This is a genomic window from Paenibacillus sp. FSL R5-0887, assembly GCF_038002305.1.
GTDB lineage: Bacteria > Bacillota > Bacilli > Paenibacillales > Paenibacillaceae > Paenibacillus_AQ > Paenibacillus_AQ odorifer.
Map to the genome: position 1 here is coordinate 2,554,068 of NZ_JBBOCE010000002.1, position 20,668 is coordinate 2,574,735.

Here is a 20,668-nt window from a genome sequence, read left to right on the forward strand (position 1 = left end):
AGAGTAATGAAACGTATACCTTTTATGAAGCCGAATTTAGTAAAGAGCGAAACATACATTGAACTATTAAAAGAAATTGATTATTCCAGAATATATAGCAATTATGGCAAGTTGAATACTCGATTTGAACAGGAAATTATAACACAAATATACCAAGGTGAAGGTTATGCGTCGACTGTTAATAATGCGACGATAGGGTTGATGCTTGCAATAATGATTGCTAAACGCCCTCAAGGTAAATATGCAATTATGCCTAGTTTTACATTTGCAGCTACTGCCCAGGCAGCTTTATGGTGCGGGCTTCAACCATATTTTATCGACGTGAGAGCAGATGACTGGTGCATGGATGAAAAAATAGTGGCAAGACACATTGAAAAATTAGGCGATGATGTTGCTGTCGTTATCCCGTATGCCACGTTTGGCACAGTCGCAGACTTCTCGTACTATCAACACCTTTTAGATAATGGCATGCCTGTCGTAATAGATGCTGCAGCAAGCTTTGGTAGTATGCATAATGGTAAAGGGATCGAACAGACCTTCAGCGGACCTATAGTATACAGTTTTCATGCCACTAAATCTTTTGGCATAGGGGAAGGAGGATTAGTATATTGCAAGAATGAGCTTTTTATACAACAACTTAGACAGGCTGGTAACTTCGGGTTTAGCGAGGCAAGAGAGAGTACCCAAATGGGTTTAAATAGTAAGTTGTCTGAGTATGCTGCAGCCATTGGTTTGGCGACTCTGAAGGTGTTCAGTGAAAAATGCCTAGTAAGACAATTTATTAAAGAAACATATATCTCTAAAATGGATAAATTGGGGCTGTTTAATCATGGTTGGGACTACCACCACACAATAGGTAAAGTAGCCCATCAAAATGTATCAATTCTATGTCCGAAAGGGCATTTAGCACACGAAATCGTTAGAATGTTAGGTGAGTTTGGAGTTGAAGCCAGAACATATTTCTCTCCTGCCTGTCATCAACAAAGTTTTTTTTCGAATTACCCTTCCTCTGATCTTAGTACTACTGAGGAGATAGCTTCACGTGTTATTAATTTACCACTTTGGGAAGAACTTTTAGATGAAGAAATTGATTATGTAATCGAAGCATTAGCTGCAATAAATTTAGTGCTATTGGGAGAATCAATGCATGAAGCATAAAAGACGCCTTGCTGTTATAGATACGAAATTCCCTTGGATGATGAGTGGTTTTCGCTATTGGGAGAATTATTATATAAATCAAGAACATCCGGATACCTTCTTTTTTGCTGTACAACCACACTCAGACCCATTTCCAGCGAAAGTACATCATTTAAGTGAATTTGAAAAGATGGTAGTAAAACATGGGATAACTGATGTATATTGTGTATTTTTGAATTTGGCGCTAAGTTTACTTGGAGAGAACGTTATGGGAAATGAAAAAGTACCAGGCTCGAATTCTTTATGGTCTATCAGAGAAACCATAGAGAAATACAATCTTCAACTGCATACTACGCTCTACCCAGGTGGAGGATTGGATCCAAGTACTCCAAAAAAATTCATTGTCCGATTAGGGGAAAGTTGTAAAACAGTATTTACTAATATAGAAGAAGTCTCTAATATACTTCCGTATAGTATATACATACCAGGAATAATCAATACTGACTTTTACAAGATGGAAGGGAAGCAAAGTGGGTTGCCCGTACAGCTAGTATTTTGTGCAGATAACGCTATTCGAAAAGGATTTCCTACATTGGTTCAAGCCTTCAATCAATTAGATGATGATTTTCACTTGCATATAGTAGGAAACTGGAGTAAGGAATTAAATAGCTTTACCAATCGTAATTTCACTTTTCATGGGTTATTAAATCCATTACAACTAAGACAATTGTATAAACAATGTCATGTTTTTATAAGTTGTAGTACTCAAGATAGGTTTGCGTTGGATGGTTTTCCAACAACAGCGGCGGCTGAGGCGATGGCGACAGGTTGTATTCTTGTAAGTACTAATGCAAGAAAAGACGAGAGGATGCTTCAGGCAGAAAATGATTATTACGAGATTAAAGAGAATAGTCCTGAAATGCTTTATAAAAGGTTGAGTCTTCTTCGTGATGATTTCCCTGCGATTCGACAAATGGGGTATCAAGCTGCAAGGAAGGCTCAATCTTTACTCGATGCTAAAATGAATGTTAAAAAAAAACTGAATATAATATTAGCTAACTCTTAAGAATAGGAGGTAATTATGAGAAAAGCTATTGTAAAGGGCATAGAATATTATGTTCCTGAGAATTATGAGGTGAATTCTACAGAAGATAGTATTACTGGTAAGATTGGAATACTTCAAAGACCTACTGCTGGGGTTGACGAATTCGCTTCTGACTTGGCAATTGTTGCTGCGAATAAGCTATTTGATAGCAATTCAAATTTAAACAAGAGTGAGATAGATATGCTAATTTATTGCACACAATCACCAGATTATATTCTTCCTACTACTGCGTGTATTATTCAAAATGCTTTAGATTTACCGCGAAATTGTGCTGCTTTTGATGTAAACTTAGGATGCTCAGGATATGTCTATGGATTGTCAATAGCAAAGGCATTTATCGAATCTGGAATTGCTAACAATATTTTATTAATAACTTCTGACACGTATAGTAAATATATTAATAAGAAAGATAGAAGCGTTAAAGTTCTTTTTGGAGATGGAGCAAGTGCAACGCATGTATCTTGGGTTGATTCAAATTACGAGCTTATTGGTCCGTTTATTTTTGGTACTGATGGAAGTGGAAAAGAGAATTTGATTATTAAAGCTGGAGGTCTAAGGGAGCCAATATCTAACGAATCGGGAATTGAGGAAGTAGATGCATACGGAAATCTGAGATCAAGGAATAATTTATATATGAATGGCACGGCTATCTTTAATTTTGCATTAAAAGAGATACCTAATGCAATTGAAAATTTATTAAAATTATCGGGCTCAACCTTGGAAGCTTATGATCGATTTGTATTTCATCAGGCTAATAAATATATGAATGAAAGTTTAAGAAGAATATTAAAGATTCCTGAAGAAAAGTTCTCACAAAACATTGCACTGTTCGGAAATACTGTCTCTTCTAGTATCCCTATTGCGCTGTGCGAAGATATTAGAAATTACAAGATATTAGGAAACAATAAATTGATGTTAGTTGGTTTTGGTGTAGGCTACTCATGGGCTGCTTGTAACCTTATATTTAAGCAATGATAAAAGAGAGGAAGATGAAAATGAATAGAGTTGAATTTGTGCAAAATTTAGAAGAAATGGTAATAATGCCGGAGATAGAGGGTTCGATTACATTAGAAACTAGTCTTGATGGCCTTGTTGAGTGGGATTCACTAGCCAAAATTTCATTTTTAGCTTTTGCCGATAGAGAACTAGACGTAAACATAACACCCACCCAATTAGAAAAATGCAAAAAAATTCTTGATCTTTATAATTTAGTCTCAGAAAAAATAGAGGACTAAAAATGTTGGTTACAACTAAAAATGTATGCATACGGGGTATTAGTGCTGCTCTGCCGGACAATGAAATTGAATTGACTGAAGAATCTCCACAATTTAGTACCAGAGAAATAAAAAAGACTTTAAATATGATTGGTACAAAAAAAGTTTTCAGAGCACTTGAAAATCAAACTACAAGTGATTTATGTTTTTCTGCAGCTGAACAACTATTAAAAGATCTGAATTGGGAAAGAGAAAGTGTAGAGGCACTTGTTTTTGTGACACAGACACCAGATTTTATATTACCTGCAACATCCTGTATTTTACAAAGTAAATTAGGGCTTTCTTCAAAATGTATAGCTTTTGACCTTTCGTTAGGGTGTTCTGGTTATGTATATGGTATGTATGTTGTTTCACAGCTTATTGAATCAGGAGCTATCAAACGTGCGTTACTTTTAGTGGGAGATACTATTTCTAAGATGATATCTCCCTCTGATCGATCGGTTTCTCTGCTGTTCGGCGATGCAGGATCTGCAACAGCAATGGAGTATTGTGAAAATGCAGAAAAGATTTCTTTTTCATTAGGAACTGATGGGCAAGGCTCAGAACACCTCATCGTTCCCTATGGAGGATATAGACATCCTAATAATGATATATCTAAAAATAGAGTACTTCAAGAAGATGGGCATATACGATCAATGGAAGATTTATTTATGAACGGGACAGAGGTCTTTAATTTTACAGGTGAAGTTGTCCCTTCATTATTAAAAGGAATCATTGATTATTGCAAATGGGAAGAAGAGAATGTTGACTTTTATTTACTCCACCAAGCAAATAGGTTTATGTTAGATTTTATCAGGAAAAAAAGTGGCATTAGTCCGGAAAAATTACTTATTAATATTGAAAAGTTTGGTAACACAAGTTCCGCATCTATTCCTTTACTATTATGTGATTTTGGAGATGTAATCAGTAAAGATGGGGGAAAAAATATAGTTATATGTGGGTTTGGTGTCGGTCTTTCCTGGGGAGCTGCCTCCCTATCAGTGAAAAACCTTATTACATCAATTATCTATGTGTAAAGATGGGGGATAATTTGGATAATAGTCCATATAGCTTAGAAGGAAAAATAATCTTAGTAACAGGCGCATCTTCTGGAATAGGAAGAGTTATATCACGAATTCTCGATCAATCCGGTGCTAGACTTATTCTAATGGGAAGAAATCTGGAAGAATTGACGAAAACGTTAGAGAGTTTGGATTCGAACAAAGAGCATCTTTTGGCTTTATTTGATTTAAAAGATTTACATGAAATAAAAAAATGGATGAATGAATTCACATTTAAGCATTCAATTAAATTAGATGGAGCGGTTCATTCAGCAGGTATTCAGTACACTTTACCTTTACGCATTAATGATATTGATCACTACGAAGAGATCATACGAATAAATTTTAAGGCTGGGGTAGCCTTGTTACAAAGTATGCTTAATAAAAAATATGCTAACTCTACATTTTCTTTTATATTTATTAGCTCAGTGATGGGGAGTGTCGGTGAAGCTGGAATTACTGCTTATGCTGCTTCAAAAGGTGCCATTAATTCCTTTGTGAAATCTGCAGCGTTGGAGTTAGCACCTCGGAAGGCCAGAGTCAATGCTATCGCCCCTGGGTTTGTTGTATCTGAGATGTCAGATGATTTATTTGAAAAGCTTACAGAAGAGCAACGGAGGAAGATAATAGCTAAACATCCATTAGGAATAGGGAGTTCAGAAGATGTTGCGTATGGAGTGGTATACTTGCTTTCAGAGGCAGCTAAATGGATTACAGGAACTGTTTTGACTGTTGACGGGGGATACACATGTCATTAAGAAAACGACTTGTTATTGTAGGTGCCGATGCTTTTGGAATAGAGGTATGGCATTTGAGTAACGATATACCTTCTGATTCTAAAGATTGGGATAATGTAGTTTTTATTAATGATGAAATAAAAAATACACAAATTGAGCTTTATAATGCCAATATATCTTGTCTGATTATTTCAACAATTGATGATTATGTACCTCAGTTTAACGATGTTTGCATATGCTCTATTGTTAATCCAAAAACAAAATTAGATATTGTTGAGAAGTTGAAGGAGAGAGGAGTTAAGTTTACTAATATAATTCATCCTACAGCAATTATCGGCATCGGTTGTAGACTGGGAACTGGCATTATTTTGTGTCCCTATGTTGTAATGACCGTGAATGTTTCGGTTGACAATCATGTTATTGTCGATGTAGCTTCTTCAATTGGTCATGATGCAAAGATTGGCGAGGGTGTTACAATAGGTTCTCAGTGCGACATAACAGGATATTGCGACATACAAAGAGGTGCCTTAATTGGCTCAGGTACAAGTGCCCTTCCCAAAAGCATCATTGGAGAGAACTCAGTAGTATGTGCTGGAAGTGTTGTGTTAAAGAAGGTCCGAGCGAACAGGGTGGTTACTGGTAACCCTGCGTATTATGTTGATAAAATTACTAAATAATTAAGTAATTAATGGCTTCAAGGGTTATTTTGAAACAATGAATAATATGGAATGTAATCGAAATATCTATTGACTAGAGGTGAGGCATTGAGAAAACGTCTCGTTATTGCTGGCGCTGGAAGTTTTGGTAGAGAGGTATGGCAATGGTCAAAACATATTGCACAAAAAAATAAATGTTGGGATTCAGTCGTGTTTATTAATGATATAGATACTACTGAAAAAATTATTGAGTCACAGATCAATTGTCCAATAATATCGAATATTGACGATTACTTACCTTTAGAAAATGATGTGGTTATATGCGCGATAGGAAGTCCAGAAGGCAAGTTAAACATAGTCAAAAGGCTAAAGAAGAAGAATGTTACATTTACAAACATAATTCATCCGACAGCGATAATTGGCAGTGGAGTTAGATTGGGGTTAGGAATTGTGCTATGCCCCTATGCAGTTGTCTCTGTGAATGCGCAATTGGGAGATCATGTTGCTGTAAATATTTGCTCGACCATAGGTCATGATTCAAAAATAGGGGAAGGTACAATCATCAGTGCCCACTGTGATATAACAGGTTTTTGTGAGATTGACGATGGGGTGTTTTTAGGATCAGGAGCAAGACTGCTGCCTAATAGCAAGATTGGCACATTTGCTACGGTCGGTGCAGGGTGTGTAGTTCTTAAAGAAGTAGAGCCATATAAAACAGTAGCAGGTATTCCAGCAAGATATATTTAGGAAGCTTTTATTAAGCACTATAGTAAGAACAAGATTTCTCGTATCAACGATAAATTTTGGAATAAATACAACTGAAAATATTCCATTGGAGTGGCTTGCAAAAAAAAGGGCAGAGTCTCATTCAAAACTAGATTATCATGAAACAAGAAGAGAAAATGTGGAAACATTTAATTCTATACTTTTCTTACTGAAGGCTAACAACATCAAGCCAACGGTTATAATATATCCTACACAAAAGATATATTCATCCTATTTTTCAGAAAATAGATTAGCAGAATTTTATGAGATTTTGGACGAAGTAAAATTGCAACACGATTTTCAACTGATAGATATGTTTTCATCCTCCTATTTTAAGGAAAAAGATTTTTCGGATGGAGATCATCTCAACAAGATAGGTGCAAGGAAGATGACATTGTATCTTGAACGGAATATTTCATGGTAAATGATAGACTATTGCTTAGGGAAAAAATACGGGACAATTTGATATTGGTATGATTAGGGGGAACAACTAATATCAAGTGGACAAGGAGGTGCTTATAATTAATATATCAATTAAACTTGTAAATGCACTAGATCAAAACATTCAATATTTAATTAACAAGATTGGGATGCTTGAATTTCAAGAAAAAGATTTTGAGATTTCATTTAATAATATGGTTGACGATTATGTTACTCTTTATGAACACATGGCTAGTAGCGGGGTCAATATGGAGATTTTTAATCAATTTTCTTCAACATTAGTAAACTATATTGAAAAGTTCAACATTAATCATTCGCAGCCCCAATATATCCTATTGAATGATCTGTTTCCTCAATTTTATATTATTAAAGCTGTGGTTAAATTGAGCGGGTGTAAGTATTTTGTGAATAATTATGCCGGAAAACGAATTCTCACTATTACAGGATATGAAGAAGTAAACTTGGGCATTGAGTTGGATATTCTGAATATTAATAATTATGGATTTGATTTTATAAATATAAAATGCAAAGAATATGAGGAAATTAAAGCTGGACTCATTTATTTGTCGGTAAGCCGTAGTATTATTTTACCTTCGAGTTATCCCAGTAGGAACGGTATTGAAACGTTTCAACCAGAATCATTTCTTAACTTGGAAAATAACGATTTTAGTTTGATATCGGATGATTGTTGGGGAGGGTTTCTCTATAAGCAATTAGGTTTATCCTACAACACACCATTTATGTGGATGTATATTAGAAATAACGACTACTTAAAATTAATAAGTGATATCCCCTATTACCTTAATCAAAAATTAAAATTTATCAGTATCCCTGGATATAATCATCCTATCGGGCTACTGGATGACGTATATATCTTTTTTAATCATTACAGGAATGCAGAAGAAGCTGAAGGGAAATGGAAGAAAAGATTAGAACGATTTAATTGGGATAATATTTATTATAAGTTTTCCGCGGTATGTGAAGAAGATGCAAGTATTTTTAATACGATTTTAAAAGATACAGATAAAAAAGTCAGTTTTTCGCACCAAGCTTATGATTATCCTCACAATATACATTTAAAAGGATGGCAAGATAAAGAAGTTAGGCATCAGTATGCAGGTTTTTACCAATACCTTCACTTAAATTCAAATAAATACTTCGATGCGGTTGAGTGGCTTAATGGGAGCGAGAACTTTAGAATTCAGCATAATGAAAGGGTTGACTAGATGTATCCCCTAAAAACAAGCATCATCCTCTTAACGTACAACAAACTCCAATATACAAAGGCCTGTATAGAAAGCATCCGCCAGTATACCCCTAAGGGTACCTATCAACTAATCGTTGTGGACAACTTATCGACAGACGGGACACGTGATTGGCTGGCGGACCAGATGGACATTCTTACTATTTTTAATGAAGAAAACGTGGGGTTTCCAAAAGGCTGTAATCAGGGGATAGAAATTGCAACGGGTGACAATATCCTTTTACTGAATAATGACGTGCTGGTAACCCAGAACTGGTTAAGTTTAATGAATGATTGCTTATACAGCTCCAATGATATTGGTGCTGTGGGACCTGTCTCTAATAGTGCATACGGAGATCAGGAAATTAATGCAACCTATACTACACTTGATGAAATGTGGGATTATGCCAACAATTACAACATTATTACCGCACCTGATTGGGAACAAAAAATTAAACTGATTGGTTTTTGTATGTTAATCAGAAAAGATGTTGTTGAACAAATCGGACTCTTAGATGAAATATTTAGCCCAGGAATGTGCGAGGATGGTGATTATTCATTACGCATCATTCAGGCAGGATACAAACTGATGGTATGCCGAAATATATTTATTCATCATTTCGGATCTACCTCTTTCGGAGAGATGCCTGAACAACGCCAACAATTATGGGCACGAAATAGACAAAGATTTGTCGAGAAGTGGGGGTTCCCTACAGCGTACCGTTCTAAAGAAGAACTCGTTCAGCTGATCGATGAACCGGATCGCCAAAAGGCCATTAGGGTATTGGATGTAAATTGTGGAAGCGGAAGTGCGCTGTTAAAGGTTAAGTACCATTACCCTGCAGCCGATGTATATGGTATAGAAAAAAATGTAAGAGCAGCTGAATTCGCAAGTATATTTGCAAATGTTAAAGTGGGGAAGACTGAAGAGGTTAGGCTGGAAGAAAACTTCTATGATTACATCATTCTCAGTGATGTAGTTGAACAACTGGTCAATCCATGGAGTTACATTTTAGATCTTAAGAGCGCTCTAAAAACGGATGGGAAAATAATCGTTAGTATTTCAAACGCCTCTCACTACGGATTATTATTTTCCTTGTTAAAGAACAGATCGCTCTATGGAGACAATGATGTATTAAATGATAATCAATTACGTCTGTTTACACTAACAGAAATTCAAAAACTCTTTGTTCAAGCTGGATTTAGTCAGATCGAATATTCGCAGGAACAGAATCATACCTCTGAAACAGAACAACAATTTATTGATCAAATCGCAAAATTAAGTGGATTAAATAATTCGGATCATCTTAAAACAATACGATATTTCCTAAAGATAACGAATCAGACCCCTTCATCTTCCATGGATAGAATCAAGAATTTGTTGGAGCAATTAAGCGGTAGTAATAAAGAAGGACAATCGTCAGTTAGTAAGATAATTGGCATGATGAATGAGCACCTGATAGACTCATCGATTATCATTGATGTCATGAAGTCACTGACTATTGATAAACAGCGTGTCTATAATTTCTTGGCCAAAAAATTCTTTGAAGCGGGGTTATACAATGACATTGTACCTCTTCTTAATGCGTCACTAGAACTGAATCCCAAACATCATGACACGTTGTATAATTATGCCTTTATTCTCCATAGCGTAGGGGCAAGCGAGGCGGCATTACAATACCTGAAGTTAATGGATTCTGAAGATGAAGAGTCATCCATGCTTCTACATAATGTCCTTCAAAGCTTGGAGGGGATATAAATGAGATTATCTTTAGTGATGATTGTGAAAAATGAGGAATCTACATTAAGACGTTGCTTGGAAAGTGTTTTCAAATACGTTGATGAAATCATAATTGTAGATACCGGATCAACAGATAATACGAAATCAATTGCTCTCGAATATCAATCGAGAGTTTTTGATTATGAATGGACAAATGACTTTTCGGCCGCACGCAATTATGCCTTGGCTCAGGCAACTTGTAAATGGAGTCTGGTGATGGACGCTGACGAATATATTACAAACGACTGTACTAATGCCATCCGTGAATTCATCTCCCGTCCTCCAGGGTTAGGTCAAATTAAAAGAATTGATAAATTCATGGGCAAGGACGGAATCAGTTTCGAACAAAGTTATATTTCTCGTCTGTTTCCATCCAACTGCCGGTACTCCGGTAGAATCCATGAACAAATTCAATCTGAGCTGCCTAGGGTTAGAGTGGGAATCGAAATTCAACATGATGGATACTTTGAGCAGAAGAAAACAGGCAGAAATATTCCCATGCTTTTAAAAGAAATAGAGGATTATCCCAATGATCCGTACTACTATTACCAACTGGCGAAAGAGTATCGGGGTTTGGAAGAGCATGAACATACTTATATTTTTTTAAAACAAGCATACAGTAAATTCACTCATCAAGAAGGGTATGCTCCCAGCCTTATCGTTAATTTTTTGTATGCGATAATCGCTTCGGGTCACTTAAATGAAGGCTTGCCTATTATTGAAGCTGAGCAAGATTTTCTTAGTAATTCTTCTGATTTTTACTTTGTGTCAGCTCTCTATTTGCTCGAATTGATTCTGAGTGATCCTGAGGCGTACAGCAATTTAATTCCTTATATTGAGCGTTTCTACTTAAGGGCAATAGAGATAGGTGAGACGGGACAAGAAGGCAGTGTTTTAGGAACAGGAAGCTTTGCTGCTTATCATAATTTAGGTGTGTATTATGAGGTAATAGGCGAAGCTACTAAAGCAAAACAGCAATATTTATATGCAAAAGGCTTCGATTACGATCCTTCTATTGAAAGATTAAAGTTATTCAAATAAATCATATGATTTTTTGTTTTTGATGTTTCATTACTGAATCTACTAGTTAAGCACCCTTAAACGACAATCCATATTGTCTTCTGATAACGTCTTTTGTAGAAAAATGTTGAAAATAATTACTTAATATTCTAATGGTATTTTATTGAATGTAAACATTTTCTTTTCCAATTGACAATAAAGAAGTTACGGTGGTATAGTCGAATTGTGAGCAAGACTCACGTTCATCTGATGACGAAGGGAATGTTTAATCAATGGAAGGTAAAGTAAAATGGTTTAACGCAGAAAAAGGTTATGGTTTTATCGAGACTGCAGACGGTGGCGACGTATTCGTACACTTTTCCGCGATTCAAACTGATGGTTTCAAGACATTGGATGAAGGTCAATCCGTAGAATTCGATATCGTTGAAGGTGCACGTGGACCACAAGCAGCTAACGTAATCAAATTATAATCATCCGGCGAAGCCGACTACATATAAGTAGATGGTTAGCAATTTAGACAGCGCTAGCAGGGATCTTGGAATCTTCCAAGATCCTTTTTTTGTGCGTTCATATGTGTCTAGTATAGCCAATCCTAGTAAAGAAAATAGCCTATTTTGTAAATTCATTTTATGGAAAATGTTAGAACTCTGCAAAAGGTGGGTAATAGATATACGTTGAGCTGTTTATCTTACCTCGACACACACTATGTTAGCCTAGGTTACTACATTCACGAAGAAATTCAATATAGCCTAAGCTATCAAAACAATTAGGAGGGTGATTAGCAGGATGAAGAAGATGTGGCGCGGTCTTATGACCGGAATATTAGGTACTAGTATGTTATTGGGGTCTCTCGGCAGCGTATCTGCTGCAACTGTACCTAAGGATATTCAAGGCCACTGGGCGCAAGGTCAGCTGCAGGAATGGCTAGATAGAGGTTACCTTGGAGGCTACCCAGATGGAACGGTGAAACCAAACAAAGCAATTACGCGTGGTGAGTATGTGACTATGGTAAATCGCCTGTTAGGGTTTACAACTAAAGCAACAGTAACTTTCAAAGACATGAAGAGCACAAACTGGAATTACAGTGAAGTGGCTAAAGCCGTGGAAGCTGGATATATCGGAGGATACGAGGATAATACATTCCGTCCTAATAATCCGCTTACAAGAGAAGAAGCCGCTGTAATTACTGCAAAATTACTTAAATTGAGCACCAATACAACTTCGAACAAATTTAAAGACAATGCACAAATTGCAGCATGGGCAAAAGGTGCTGTAGCAGCCGCAGTGGAAAAGAAGATTGTTAACGGTTATCCAGATGGAACCTTTGGTCCTAAGAGATCGTTAACACGTGCCGAGGCTGTAGGTATTATCAATACTTCAGCCATCTATTATCCGGGTAGTGGCACAGGTGGTGGTGTAACACCTACACCAACTCCAACGGCTACTCCGACACCAACAGCTACACCAACCCCAACTGCTGCTCCAGGTGGCAGTACTGGCGGAGGTTCTGGTGGTGGTAACGGTGGCGGCGAAAGTAGCACAGCGCCAACAGTAAGTGGGGCAACCTACGGTAATGTTGGTTCGGTCACAGCGGATGTATACCTGACACCTTCCGTAACTGGTGCAGTATATTATGTTGTAGCTCCTTATAATGCTGATGTAACTGCTCCAACTGCATTGCAGGTGGAAAAAGGACAAATTAGTAACGGGACTGCAAGTGGTATCCATGGTAGTGTTGCGACTGTAGCTGAAACAACGGTTACATTCTCTGTTTACGGATTGAATCCTGGTACAGAATATGCAACATATATCACGCTGGCGGATGCAGCTGGTAACTTGTCTACTGTAACGACAGTTCGGTTGACTACTGCTCAAGCTACTGCTAGCTCGATTTCGCTTTTTGAGCCGGGACAAGTTAGTACAGTTACAGCAGATGTATATGTTAAATATGGTGTGACAGGTGGCACTACAACCCCAGTTAGATATGTAGTATTGCCAGCAAATGATAAGGCACCTACTGCAGCGCAGATTGCTTTAGGTCAAAATGGTAGCGGTACTGCATTGGCTGCTCCATGGACTAACACGCTTACGTTTGCTCCTGGTGTAAAGCATACACAGACTTTAACTGGTTTAGCAGCAAATACTGCCTATAAGGTATATGTTATTGCAGGATCGGGTTCTCAATGGTCACCTGTAGAAATCATTCAAATTCATACCAAATAGCCTGACCTTATGTGATTTCATTCGGAGAATATAAGAGTGGAATCCGTACTATAATAACGACAGGTTTACTTTTGGTCCGGTAGGGCGATTGGTTGCTCTTACCGGACTTGTTTTATTTGTGAACGCTATGACAACATTTGTTATCTAAATGTAAGGGCTGTAAGGAATTGCTTTTTACTTAGCGCTTACAATTTGGTATAATGAAGGTGTAACTAAAGGAGGAGTGGCCATGCAATTCACCATTCGAGGTCAACAAATTGACGTGACCGACGCTTTGAGAGAGTATGTTGATAAGAAGCTCAGCAAACTTGAGAAGTATTTCGAAGCACCCCCTACCTCTGAAGGGTCTGTGACGCTTGGCGTAGTTCGCGGCCTTCATACGGTGGAAGTAACCATTCCGCTTGCTGGCGTGACGCTTCGTGCGGAAGATCGCAGCGATGACATGTATGCTTCCATAGACGCCGTTGTGGACAAGCTGGAACGCCAAATTCGCAAACACAAAACGAAGCTGAACCGTAAGTTCCGTCAAGAGGGACTCAAGACGCTGTTTGTGGATGGAGCTAGTGCCGCTGTTGCTGTAGAAGAACAAGATTATGATGATTTAGAAGTGGTTAGGAACAAACGCTTTACGATGAAGCCGATGGATGTGGAAGAAGCGATTCTGCAAATGAACATGGTAGGACATAATTTCTTTGTGTTTTCCAATATCGACACCTCGGAAGTTAGCGTAGTTTACAAACGTGATGATGGTAAATATGGACTGATTGAACAGGGCTAAGATACAATGATGCCAGTTATGCTCTAAGTATAAAGGGCCTCGAGAGTTAGTCAGAACCTAGGAAATTTAAACCGAGCCCCTATTCGCTTATAGCGAATAGGGCTCTTGTGCGTATATATGAAAAATGTGGCTGTTACACCTTGTATTGCGGCATCTCTTACAAACTGTTACAATTTATGAAGCAGCGGAATCGAATTTATAAATGGCCCTTTCAATTTTGTGAGGATGGGCTCGGTTCCACCATCTGTGTTGCATGAAAGGGGTTAACCATGCTAGGACTTGTAAAGAAAATATTCGGAGACACAAACGATCGTGACGTTAAACGTCTCATGAAGACAGTCGATGTAATTAATGGATTGGAGCCGGAATTTGTAGCACTATCCGATGAAGCTTTAAAAGCTAAGACGGAAGAGTTCCGCGCCCGTATTGAGAAAGGCGAAACCTTGGAAGAAATTCTTCCTGAGGCGTTTGCAACCGTACGTGAAGCTTCCAAACGGACGCTTGGCATGCGGCATTTTGATGTACAGTTAATTGGTGGTATGGCCCTGCATGAAGGCCGAATCTCCGAGATGAAGACTGGTGAAGGTAAGACTCTAGTAGGAACATTGCCAGTGTACTTAAATGCTTTGCTTGGTAAAGGCGTACACGTAGTAACGGTCAATGACTATTTGGCTCAGCGCGACAGCGCACAAATGGCACAAATCTATAACTTCCTGGGCATGACGGTTGGGGTTAACCTAAGCGGTATGGACCATGCTGATAAACAAGATGCTTACGCCTGCGATATTACGTATGGCACGAACAACGAATTTGGTTTCGATTATTTGCGTGACAACATGGTGCTTTATAAAGAACAAATGGTTCAGCGCCCTCTTTATTTCTGTATTATTGATGAAGTGGACTCCATTCTTATTGATGAAGCACGTACACCTCTTATCATTTCCGGACAAGCTGAGAAGTCTACTGAATTGTACTTTGCAGCAGACCGTTTTGTGAAAAAGCTTAAAGCTGAAGAAGACTACACAGTTGATATCAAAGTGAAGTCCGTAGCCTTGACTGAAAAAGGTGTAGCTACTGCTGAACGTGCTTTTGGTATTGAGAACTTGTATGATCACAGTCATGTAACCTTGAATCACCATATCGTCCAAGCCCTGAAAGCAAACGTAATTATGCGTCGTGACGTAGACTACGTTGTTAACGAGGGTGAGGTCGTTATTGTTGATGAATTTACAGGACGTTTAATGTCAGGCCGTCGTTATAGTGACGGTTTACACCAAGCGATTGAAGCGAAGGAAGAAATCGAAGTACAGAATGAGAGCATGACGCTTGCTACGATTACTTTCCAGAACTATTTCCGTATGTACCGCAAATTGGGCGGTATGACAGGTACAGCTAAAACTGAGGAAGAAGAGTTCAAGAAGATTTATGGTCTTGAAGTTCTTCAAGTCCCTACGAATAAACCGAATCAGCGCATAGATATGCCGGATGTTGTCTACAAGAGTGAGAACGGTAAGTTCAACGCTGTAGTGGCAGAAATTGTAGAACGTCACAAAAAGAACCAACCTGTACTTGTGGGTACAGTGTCAATTGAGAATTCAGAGCTCGTATCTGAAATGCTGAAGCGCAAAGGCGTTAGACACCAAGTACTTAACGCGAAGCATCACGCTGCGGAAGCTGAAATCATTACACATGCAGGTCAGCCTGGTACAGTTACGATTGCTACCAACATGGCAGGTCGTGGTACGGACATCGTTCTGGGCGAAGGTGTGACAGATCTTGGTGGTCTGCATATCATTGGTACAGAGCGTCATGAATCGCGCCGGATTGATAACCAGCTGCGTGGTCGTGCGGGTCGTCAAGGAGACCCAGGTTCTACACAATTCTACTTGTCCCTTGGTGATGAATTGATGAAGCGTTTCGGCGCTGACAACGTTTTGAGTATGATGGATCGCCTTGGGTTTGAGGAAGATCAGCCCATTGAGAGCCGCATGATTACGCGTGCTGTGGAATCTGCTCAGAAACGTGTTGAAGGTAATAACTTTGATATTCGTAAAGTCGTATTGCAATATGATGACGTGATGAATCAACAGCGTGAAATTATTTATAAACAACGCCGTGAGATTCTGGAGTCTGAAAATATTAAAGATATCGTACTTGAAATGATCAAGCCAGTTATTGAACGTATTGTTCACGCACACTGCAGTGACGATATTCCTGAGAACTGGGAGCTGCAAGAAGTTGCTGATTACGTAAACAGCAAGCTGCTTGAAGAAGGTGCTTTGACTCGCGATATTCTGTGGGGCAAGGAAGCAGAAGAGATCATTGAGTACATCTTTGAACGTGTACTTGAGAAATATGCTGCTCGTGAAGAACGCCTAGGTTCAGAATTGGTACGTGAATTCGAGAAGGTAATCGTGCTGCGCTCCGTGGACAGCAAGTGGATGGATCATATCGATGCGATGGATCAACTGCGTCAAGGGATTCACCTACGTGCTTACGGTGGTACAGATCCACTTCGCGAGTATCAATTCGAAGGATTCGAAATGTTTAATACTATGACGGCTACGATTCAAGAAGAAGTAGCTACTTATATTATGAAGGCTCACATCGAGACAAATCAGGAGCGTCAATCCGTTGTAGAGGAAAATAAAATTTCCACTAACAGCGAACCTGCTGAGAAACGTCCGGTACATGTTGAGGCGGCAGCTGGTCGTAATGATCTTTGCCCTTGCGGAAGCGGCAAGAAGTACAAGAACTGCCACGGTCAAAACGCATAAGACAAACGTTTAGTAGCGCTCATATTCAGGTGTTGAAGATGTAAGTCTTTAGCCCTGATCTCTACGGGTATACTAACCATAAAGAGCGGCTGGGCCCGGGGGTATCCCCCGTTTACGGCCCAGTCGCTTTTTTGGATATTTAGCACTTGAGTGAATGTGGGAGAAACGGAGTGTTCGCCTTTGTTTCGGGATTCCAACACCTATGCGGTTATCAATTCAAGGAATCTGGAAACAACAGCGATCGGAAGTCCAATCCTTCTCGGAATGGCTGAACATTCACTCATTACTAACTTTCCAATAGTGAAGACCGTAACAACCTATTTTGAAAGGTGAAGTGACCATATGATTGAAGCTAATGTAAAGCAGGATCTGCGTGAAATAGGCAAGAAACTAACTGACCTTAGGGGGTCTCTTTGACTTAGATCTTAAGCAAGAGATGATCTCGAACTTTGAAGAAAAAATGGCTGCTCCAGGCTTCTGGGATAATCCAGAGCAGGCACAGAGCGTGATCGGCGAGATGAATGCCGTGAAATCGTCCGTGGATCAATACGAGAAGCTGCAACAAGAATACGACGATGCTGCGATGATGGCGGAGCTTGCGGATGAAGAGGGCGATGAAGGTCTTGCGGCAGAGATTGGGGAGACGATCAGCAGTTTAGGCAGTAAAGTGGATGAATTCGAGCTGCAATTGCTACTTAACCAGCCGTATGACAAGCTGAATGCTATTCTTGAGCTCCATCCGGGTGCGGGCGGTACGGAATCCCAAGACTGGGGCCAGATGCTGCTGCGGATGTATACCCGTTGGGCTGAAAAACGTGGATTCAAGGTTGAGGTGCTGGACTACTTACCGGGTGATGAAGCGGGAATCAAGAGTGTCACATTACTTATTAAAGGCTTCAACGCCTACGGATATCTGAAAGCTGAAAAAGGTGTACATCGGCTAGTACGGATTTCTCCGTTTGACTCTTCGGGCAGACGGCATACCTCTTTTGTATCCTGTGATGTCGTTCCGGAAATTGCCGATGATGTAGAAGTTGAAATTCGTACTGAGGATTTGAAGATCGATACGTATCGGGCGAGCGGCGCGGGTGGACAGCATATTAATACCACAGACTCTGCGGTGCGGATTACCCACTTACCTACGGGTGTGGTGGTAACCTGTCAGAACGAACGTTCACAGATCAAAAACCGCGAGCAAGCAATGAAGATGCTGCGTTCCAAGTTGTATGAGCGTAAACTGCAAGAACAGCAACAGCATTTGGATGAGATTCGCGGCGAGCAATCCGATATTGCTTGGGGCAGTCAGATCCGTTCCTATGTATTCCATCCGTATAACATGGTTAAGGATCACCGTACTTCCGTGGAAACGGGGAATGTGGGTTCTGTGATGGACGGAGATATTGATGTATTCATTGATGGTTACCTGCGTAGCCAGATCAAGATTGAGGCAGAATAAAAGAGAAAGTTTCGGGGGAAACGGATACCATTCATGGATTAGGATGGGATGGCCGTTTCTTCTTTCGTAGAGCAAGATGACACTTTAAGGAGAGCCTTTGAAATGCAAAAAGTCAATTCACGTAATAAACCCCCACTGATTCCTCTGAATGGGCCAATCCGACATGTGGTGGATACGATGTTAATTTTGCTCGGATCGCTAGTTACAGCACTGGGGTTTAATCTTTTTTTTCTGCCTAATCATATTGCTTCTGGTGGTGTATCCGGTCTGTCGGTATTGGCTGAAGCTTGGTTTGGGGCTGAGCCGGCATTTACGCAATGGGCGCTTAATATTCCGTTGTTTGTACTCGGGGTAATCTTCTTGGGTAAACAATACGGAGTTCGCTCGCTCCTTGGGAGCTTTGTGTTGCCGCTCTTTATCTTGTTAACAAAAGATTTGCCTGCACCTACCACCAATCCACTCTTAGCCTCCATTTATGGCGGTATCTGTGTGGGGGTGGGGTTAGGTCTTGTGTTCCGCGGACGGGGCTCGACAGGTGGACTTACTATTTTGGCGCAGATTATTCAAAAGATATCCGGTCTCAGCTTCTCGATTTCTGTAGTGCTGCTGGACGGGACGGTCATTGTGCTGGCTGCTTTTATACTCGGTATGGAACAAGCACTGTATGCACTGATCGGTCTGTTTGTTACAGGTAAGGCCATTAATGCGATAGAGGTAGGCTTCCGTTATACAAAGGTGGCTTACATAATCTCGGACAAGACGGAAGAAATATCTGAGGCGATTTTGAATGATCTGGATCGGGGTCTGACGAAGCTGGATGCACATGGCGGTTATACTGGTGATGAGCGTACGGTGCTAATGGTTGTAGTAGGTCAGAATGAGGTTTCCAGATTAAAAGCGATTGTTCAATCGGTAGATACTAGTGCTTTTGTGATTATCACTGAGGCGCATGAGGTGCTGGGTGAAGGCTTTAAAAGAGAAGTGTAATTTCTCCGAAAGGAGAAGCTACGCTTCTCTTTTTTTGTAAATAGAATTATATTTAGGAATAAAGAAAGTTAACACTATGTGTTGTATTTATATTAATTGAGTCGTATAATAATACATATTTCTAAGACGGTATGCATTATATTATTTATTATAATTCATGATAAGCAGGAAGTGGGGATGACAGTGGAGGGCAAGCTGAGAGCGGCGATTGTTGGATCAACGGGTTATGGGGGCGTAGAGCTGATTCGGCTGCTACAAAGTCATCCTAAGGTAGAGATTACTTCGGTAATTTCCTCATCAAGCGCAGGGGATGCTATAGAGGAAGGTTTTCCGCATTTGACGGGCATCATTGATCGAAGGCTGGATGGCGTTGACCCGGCTCAAATGGCTGAGCGGGCGGATGTGGTATTTACGGCGACGCCGTCGGGTGTGAGCGCAAAGCTGGTGCCGCAGCTGCTGGAAGCTGGACTTAAGGTCGTGGATCTGTCCGGTGATTTCCGATTGAAGGATGGTGCAGAGTATGAGCACTGGTATAAACATCCCGCTCCGGCTGATGAATATCTAGAGCAGGCTGTATACGGACTTTGCGAGGTGTTTGGAGAGCGTGCGGCAGGGGTTGATTTTATATCTAATCCAGGCTGTTATCCTACAGCTACACTTCTTGGACTAATTCCTGCAATTCAGGCAGGTTGGATTAAGCACGACAGTATTATTATTGATGCGAAATCAGGAGTTACTGGAGCAGGACGCGGAACAAGCCTGATGGTACATTATGCAGAGATTAATGAGAACTTTAAAGCTTATAAAATCAATAAGCATCAACATATACCGGAAATTGAGCAGACGCTCACAGAGATTGCTGGAGAAAAGGTAACGGTAACGTTCACCACACATCTCGTGCCGATGAGCCGGGGAATTATGAGTACGATGTATGCAGGGATGACGGACAATTATACGGAACAGGATTTTGTGAATTTATACCGTGAATATTATGCGGGCCGGCCATATGTGCGGGTGCGTGATGTAGGTGTGATTCCGGCGACAAAAGAAGTTAGCGGCTCTAATTATTGTGATATCGGATTTGCAACAGATGCTCGTACAGGGCGGGTGACCATAGTCTCCGTCATTGATAATGTTGTAAAAGGTGCGGCAGGGCAGGCAATACAGAACCTTAATTTGATGATGGGATGGGAGGAAACCCTTGGCCTCGGCTACACACCTGTGTATCCATAAGGATCAGCGGTACAAA

At 39.9% G+C, this 20,668-nt stretch carries 19 protein-coding genes; all 19 read left to right on the forward strand.

Features of this window, described 5'->3' with window-relative positions; translation table 11 throughout:
- Nucleotides 1-6 precede the first annotated feature (6 nt).
- The 19 genes from MKY14_RS29095 to argC all read left to right on the forward strand — a co-directional run bounded on the left by MKY14_RS29095 (nucleotide 7) and on the right by argC (nucleotide 20,652).
- Nucleotides 7-1,158, forward strand: coding sequence for a DegT/DnrJ/EryC1/StrS family aminotransferase (locus MKY14_RS29095; protein WP_340977937.1), 1,152 nt, complete (start codon nucleotides 7-9; stop codon nucleotides 1,156-1,158).
- Nucleotides 1,148-2,203: a glycosyltransferase gene (locus MKY14_RS29100; RefSeq protein WP_340977939.1), complete on the forward strand. Its 1,056-nt coding sequence runs from the start codon at nucleotides 1,148-1,150 to the stop codon at nucleotides 2,201-2,203. Before MKY14_RS29095 ends, MKY14_RS29100 begins: the two co-directional genes overlap by 11 nt.
- Before the next feature lie 15 nt (nucleotides 2,204-2,218).
- The gene (locus MKY14_RS29105) at nucleotides 2,219-3,217 is read left to right on the forward strand and encodes a ketoacyl-ACP synthase III (protein ID WP_340977941.1); all 999 of its coding nucleotides are present in this window, start codon (nucleotides 2,219-2,221) and stop codon (nucleotides 3,215-3,217) included.
- A 20-nt stretch (nucleotides 3,218-3,237) separates the two neighbouring features.
- On the forward strand, nucleotides 3,238-3,477 hold the full coding sequence (locus MKY14_RS29110; RefSeq protein WP_340977942.1) for a hypothetical protein: 240 nt from the start codon (nucleotides 3,238-3,240) through the stop codon (nucleotides 3,475-3,477).
- Between the two features lie 2 nt (nucleotides 3,478-3,479).
- A complete protein-coding gene (locus MKY14_RS29115; RefSeq protein WP_340977943.1) occupies nucleotides 3,480-4,532 on the forward strand; it encodes a ketoacyl-ACP synthase III in 1,053 nt (350 codons plus the stop codon).
- Between the two features lie 14 nt (nucleotides 4,533-4,546).
- Entirely contained in the window at nucleotides 4,547-5,314 is a 768-nt protein-coding gene (locus tag MKY14_RS29120; protein WP_340977945.1) for an SDR family NAD(P)-dependent oxidoreductase, read from the forward strand.
- Nucleotides 5,305-5,970, forward strand: a complete 666-nt coding sequence (locus MKY14_RS29125) for a hypothetical protein (protein WP_340977946.1) — start codon at nucleotides 5,305-5,307, stop codon at nucleotides 5,968-5,970. Before MKY14_RS29120 ends, MKY14_RS29125 begins: the two co-directional genes overlap by 10 nt.
- An 87-nt stretch (nucleotides 5,971-6,057) precedes the next feature.
- Complete coding sequence (locus tag MKY14_RS29130; protein ID WP_340977947.1) at nucleotides 6,058-6,696, forward strand: acetyltransferase; 639 nt, start codon at nucleotides 6,058-6,060, stop codon at nucleotides 6,694-6,696.
- 85 nt (nucleotides 6,697-6,781) lie between these two features.
- Nucleotides 6,782-7,138, forward strand: coding sequence for a D-alanyl-lipoteichoic acid biosynthesis protein DltD (locus MKY14_RS30905; protein ID WP_445669882.1), 357 nt, complete (start codon nucleotides 6,782-6,784; stop codon nucleotides 7,136-7,138).
- A gap of 88 nt (nucleotides 7,139-7,226) precedes the next feature.
- Complete coding sequence (locus MKY14_RS29135; RefSeq protein ID WP_340977949.1) at nucleotides 7,227-8,381, forward strand: DUF1919 domain-containing protein; 1,155 nt, start codon at nucleotides 7,227-7,229, stop codon at nucleotides 8,379-8,381.
- Entirely contained in the window at nucleotides 8,382-10,157 is a 1,776-nt protein-coding gene (locus MKY14_RS29140) for a glycosyltransferase (protein ID WP_340977950.1), read from the forward strand.
- On the forward strand, nucleotides 10,158-11,219 hold the full coding sequence (locus tag MKY14_RS29145; protein ID WP_340977952.1) for a glycosyltransferase family 2 protein: 1,062 nt from the start codon (nucleotides 10,158-10,160) through the stop codon (nucleotides 11,217-11,219).
- 251 nt (nucleotides 11,220-11,470) lie between these two features.
- Nucleotides 11,471-11,668 carry a cold shock domain-containing protein gene (locus MKY14_RS29150; RefSeq protein ID WP_019915069.1) on the forward strand — a complete coding sequence of 66 codons (198 nt, stop codon included), beginning with the start codon at nucleotides 11,471-11,473 and terminating at the stop codon, nucleotides 11,666-11,668.
- A gap of 316 nt (nucleotides 11,669-11,984) precedes the next feature.
- Nucleotides 11,985-13,421 (forward strand): S-layer homology domain-containing protein, encoded by a 1,437-nt coding sequence (locus tag MKY14_RS29155; protein ID WP_340977954.1) that lies wholly within the window; start codon nucleotides 11,985-11,987, stop codon nucleotides 13,419-13,421.
- A gap of 229 nt (nucleotides 13,422-13,650) precedes the next feature.
- Nucleotides 13,651-14,199 carry a ribosome hibernation-promoting factor, HPF/YfiA family gene (hpf, locus tag MKY14_RS29160; protein ID WP_036678506.1) on the forward strand — a complete coding sequence of 183 codons (549 nt, stop codon included), beginning with the start codon at nucleotides 13,651-13,653 and terminating at the stop codon, nucleotides 14,197-14,199.
- Between the two features lie 269 nt (nucleotides 14,200-14,468).
- The gene (gene secA / locus MKY14_RS29165; RefSeq protein WP_036678509.1) at nucleotides 14,469-16,976 is read left to right on the forward strand and encodes a preprotein translocase subunit SecA; all 2,508 of its coding nucleotides are present in this window, start codon (nucleotides 14,469-14,471) and stop codon (nucleotides 16,974-16,976) included.
- 342 nt (nucleotides 16,977-17,318) lie between these two features.
- Nucleotides 17,319-18,432, forward strand: a protein-coding gene (gene prfB, locus MKY14_RS29170; protein WP_139330096.1) for a peptide chain release factor 2 whose coding sequence is annotated in 2 segments (ribosomal slippage) — nucleotides 17,319-17,390 and nucleotides 17,392-18,432 — 1,113 coding nt in all. Because the reading frame shifts where the segments join, the coding sequence is not laid out codon by codon here.
- A 102-nt stretch (nucleotides 18,433-18,534) separates the two neighbouring features.
- Nucleotides 18,535-19,419: a YitT family protein gene (locus tag MKY14_RS29175; RefSeq protein WP_076310004.1), complete on the forward strand. Its 885-nt coding sequence runs from the start codon at nucleotides 18,535-18,537 to the stop codon at nucleotides 19,417-19,419.
- A 177-nt stretch (nucleotides 19,420-19,596) separates the two neighbouring features.
- A complete protein-coding gene (argC, locus tag MKY14_RS29180) occupies nucleotides 19,597-20,652 on the forward strand; it encodes an N-acetyl-gamma-glutamyl-phosphate reductase (RefSeq protein ID WP_038573582.1) in 1,056 nt (351 codons plus the stop codon).
- The last annotated feature ends 16 nt before the right edge of the window (nucleotides 20,653-20,668 follow it).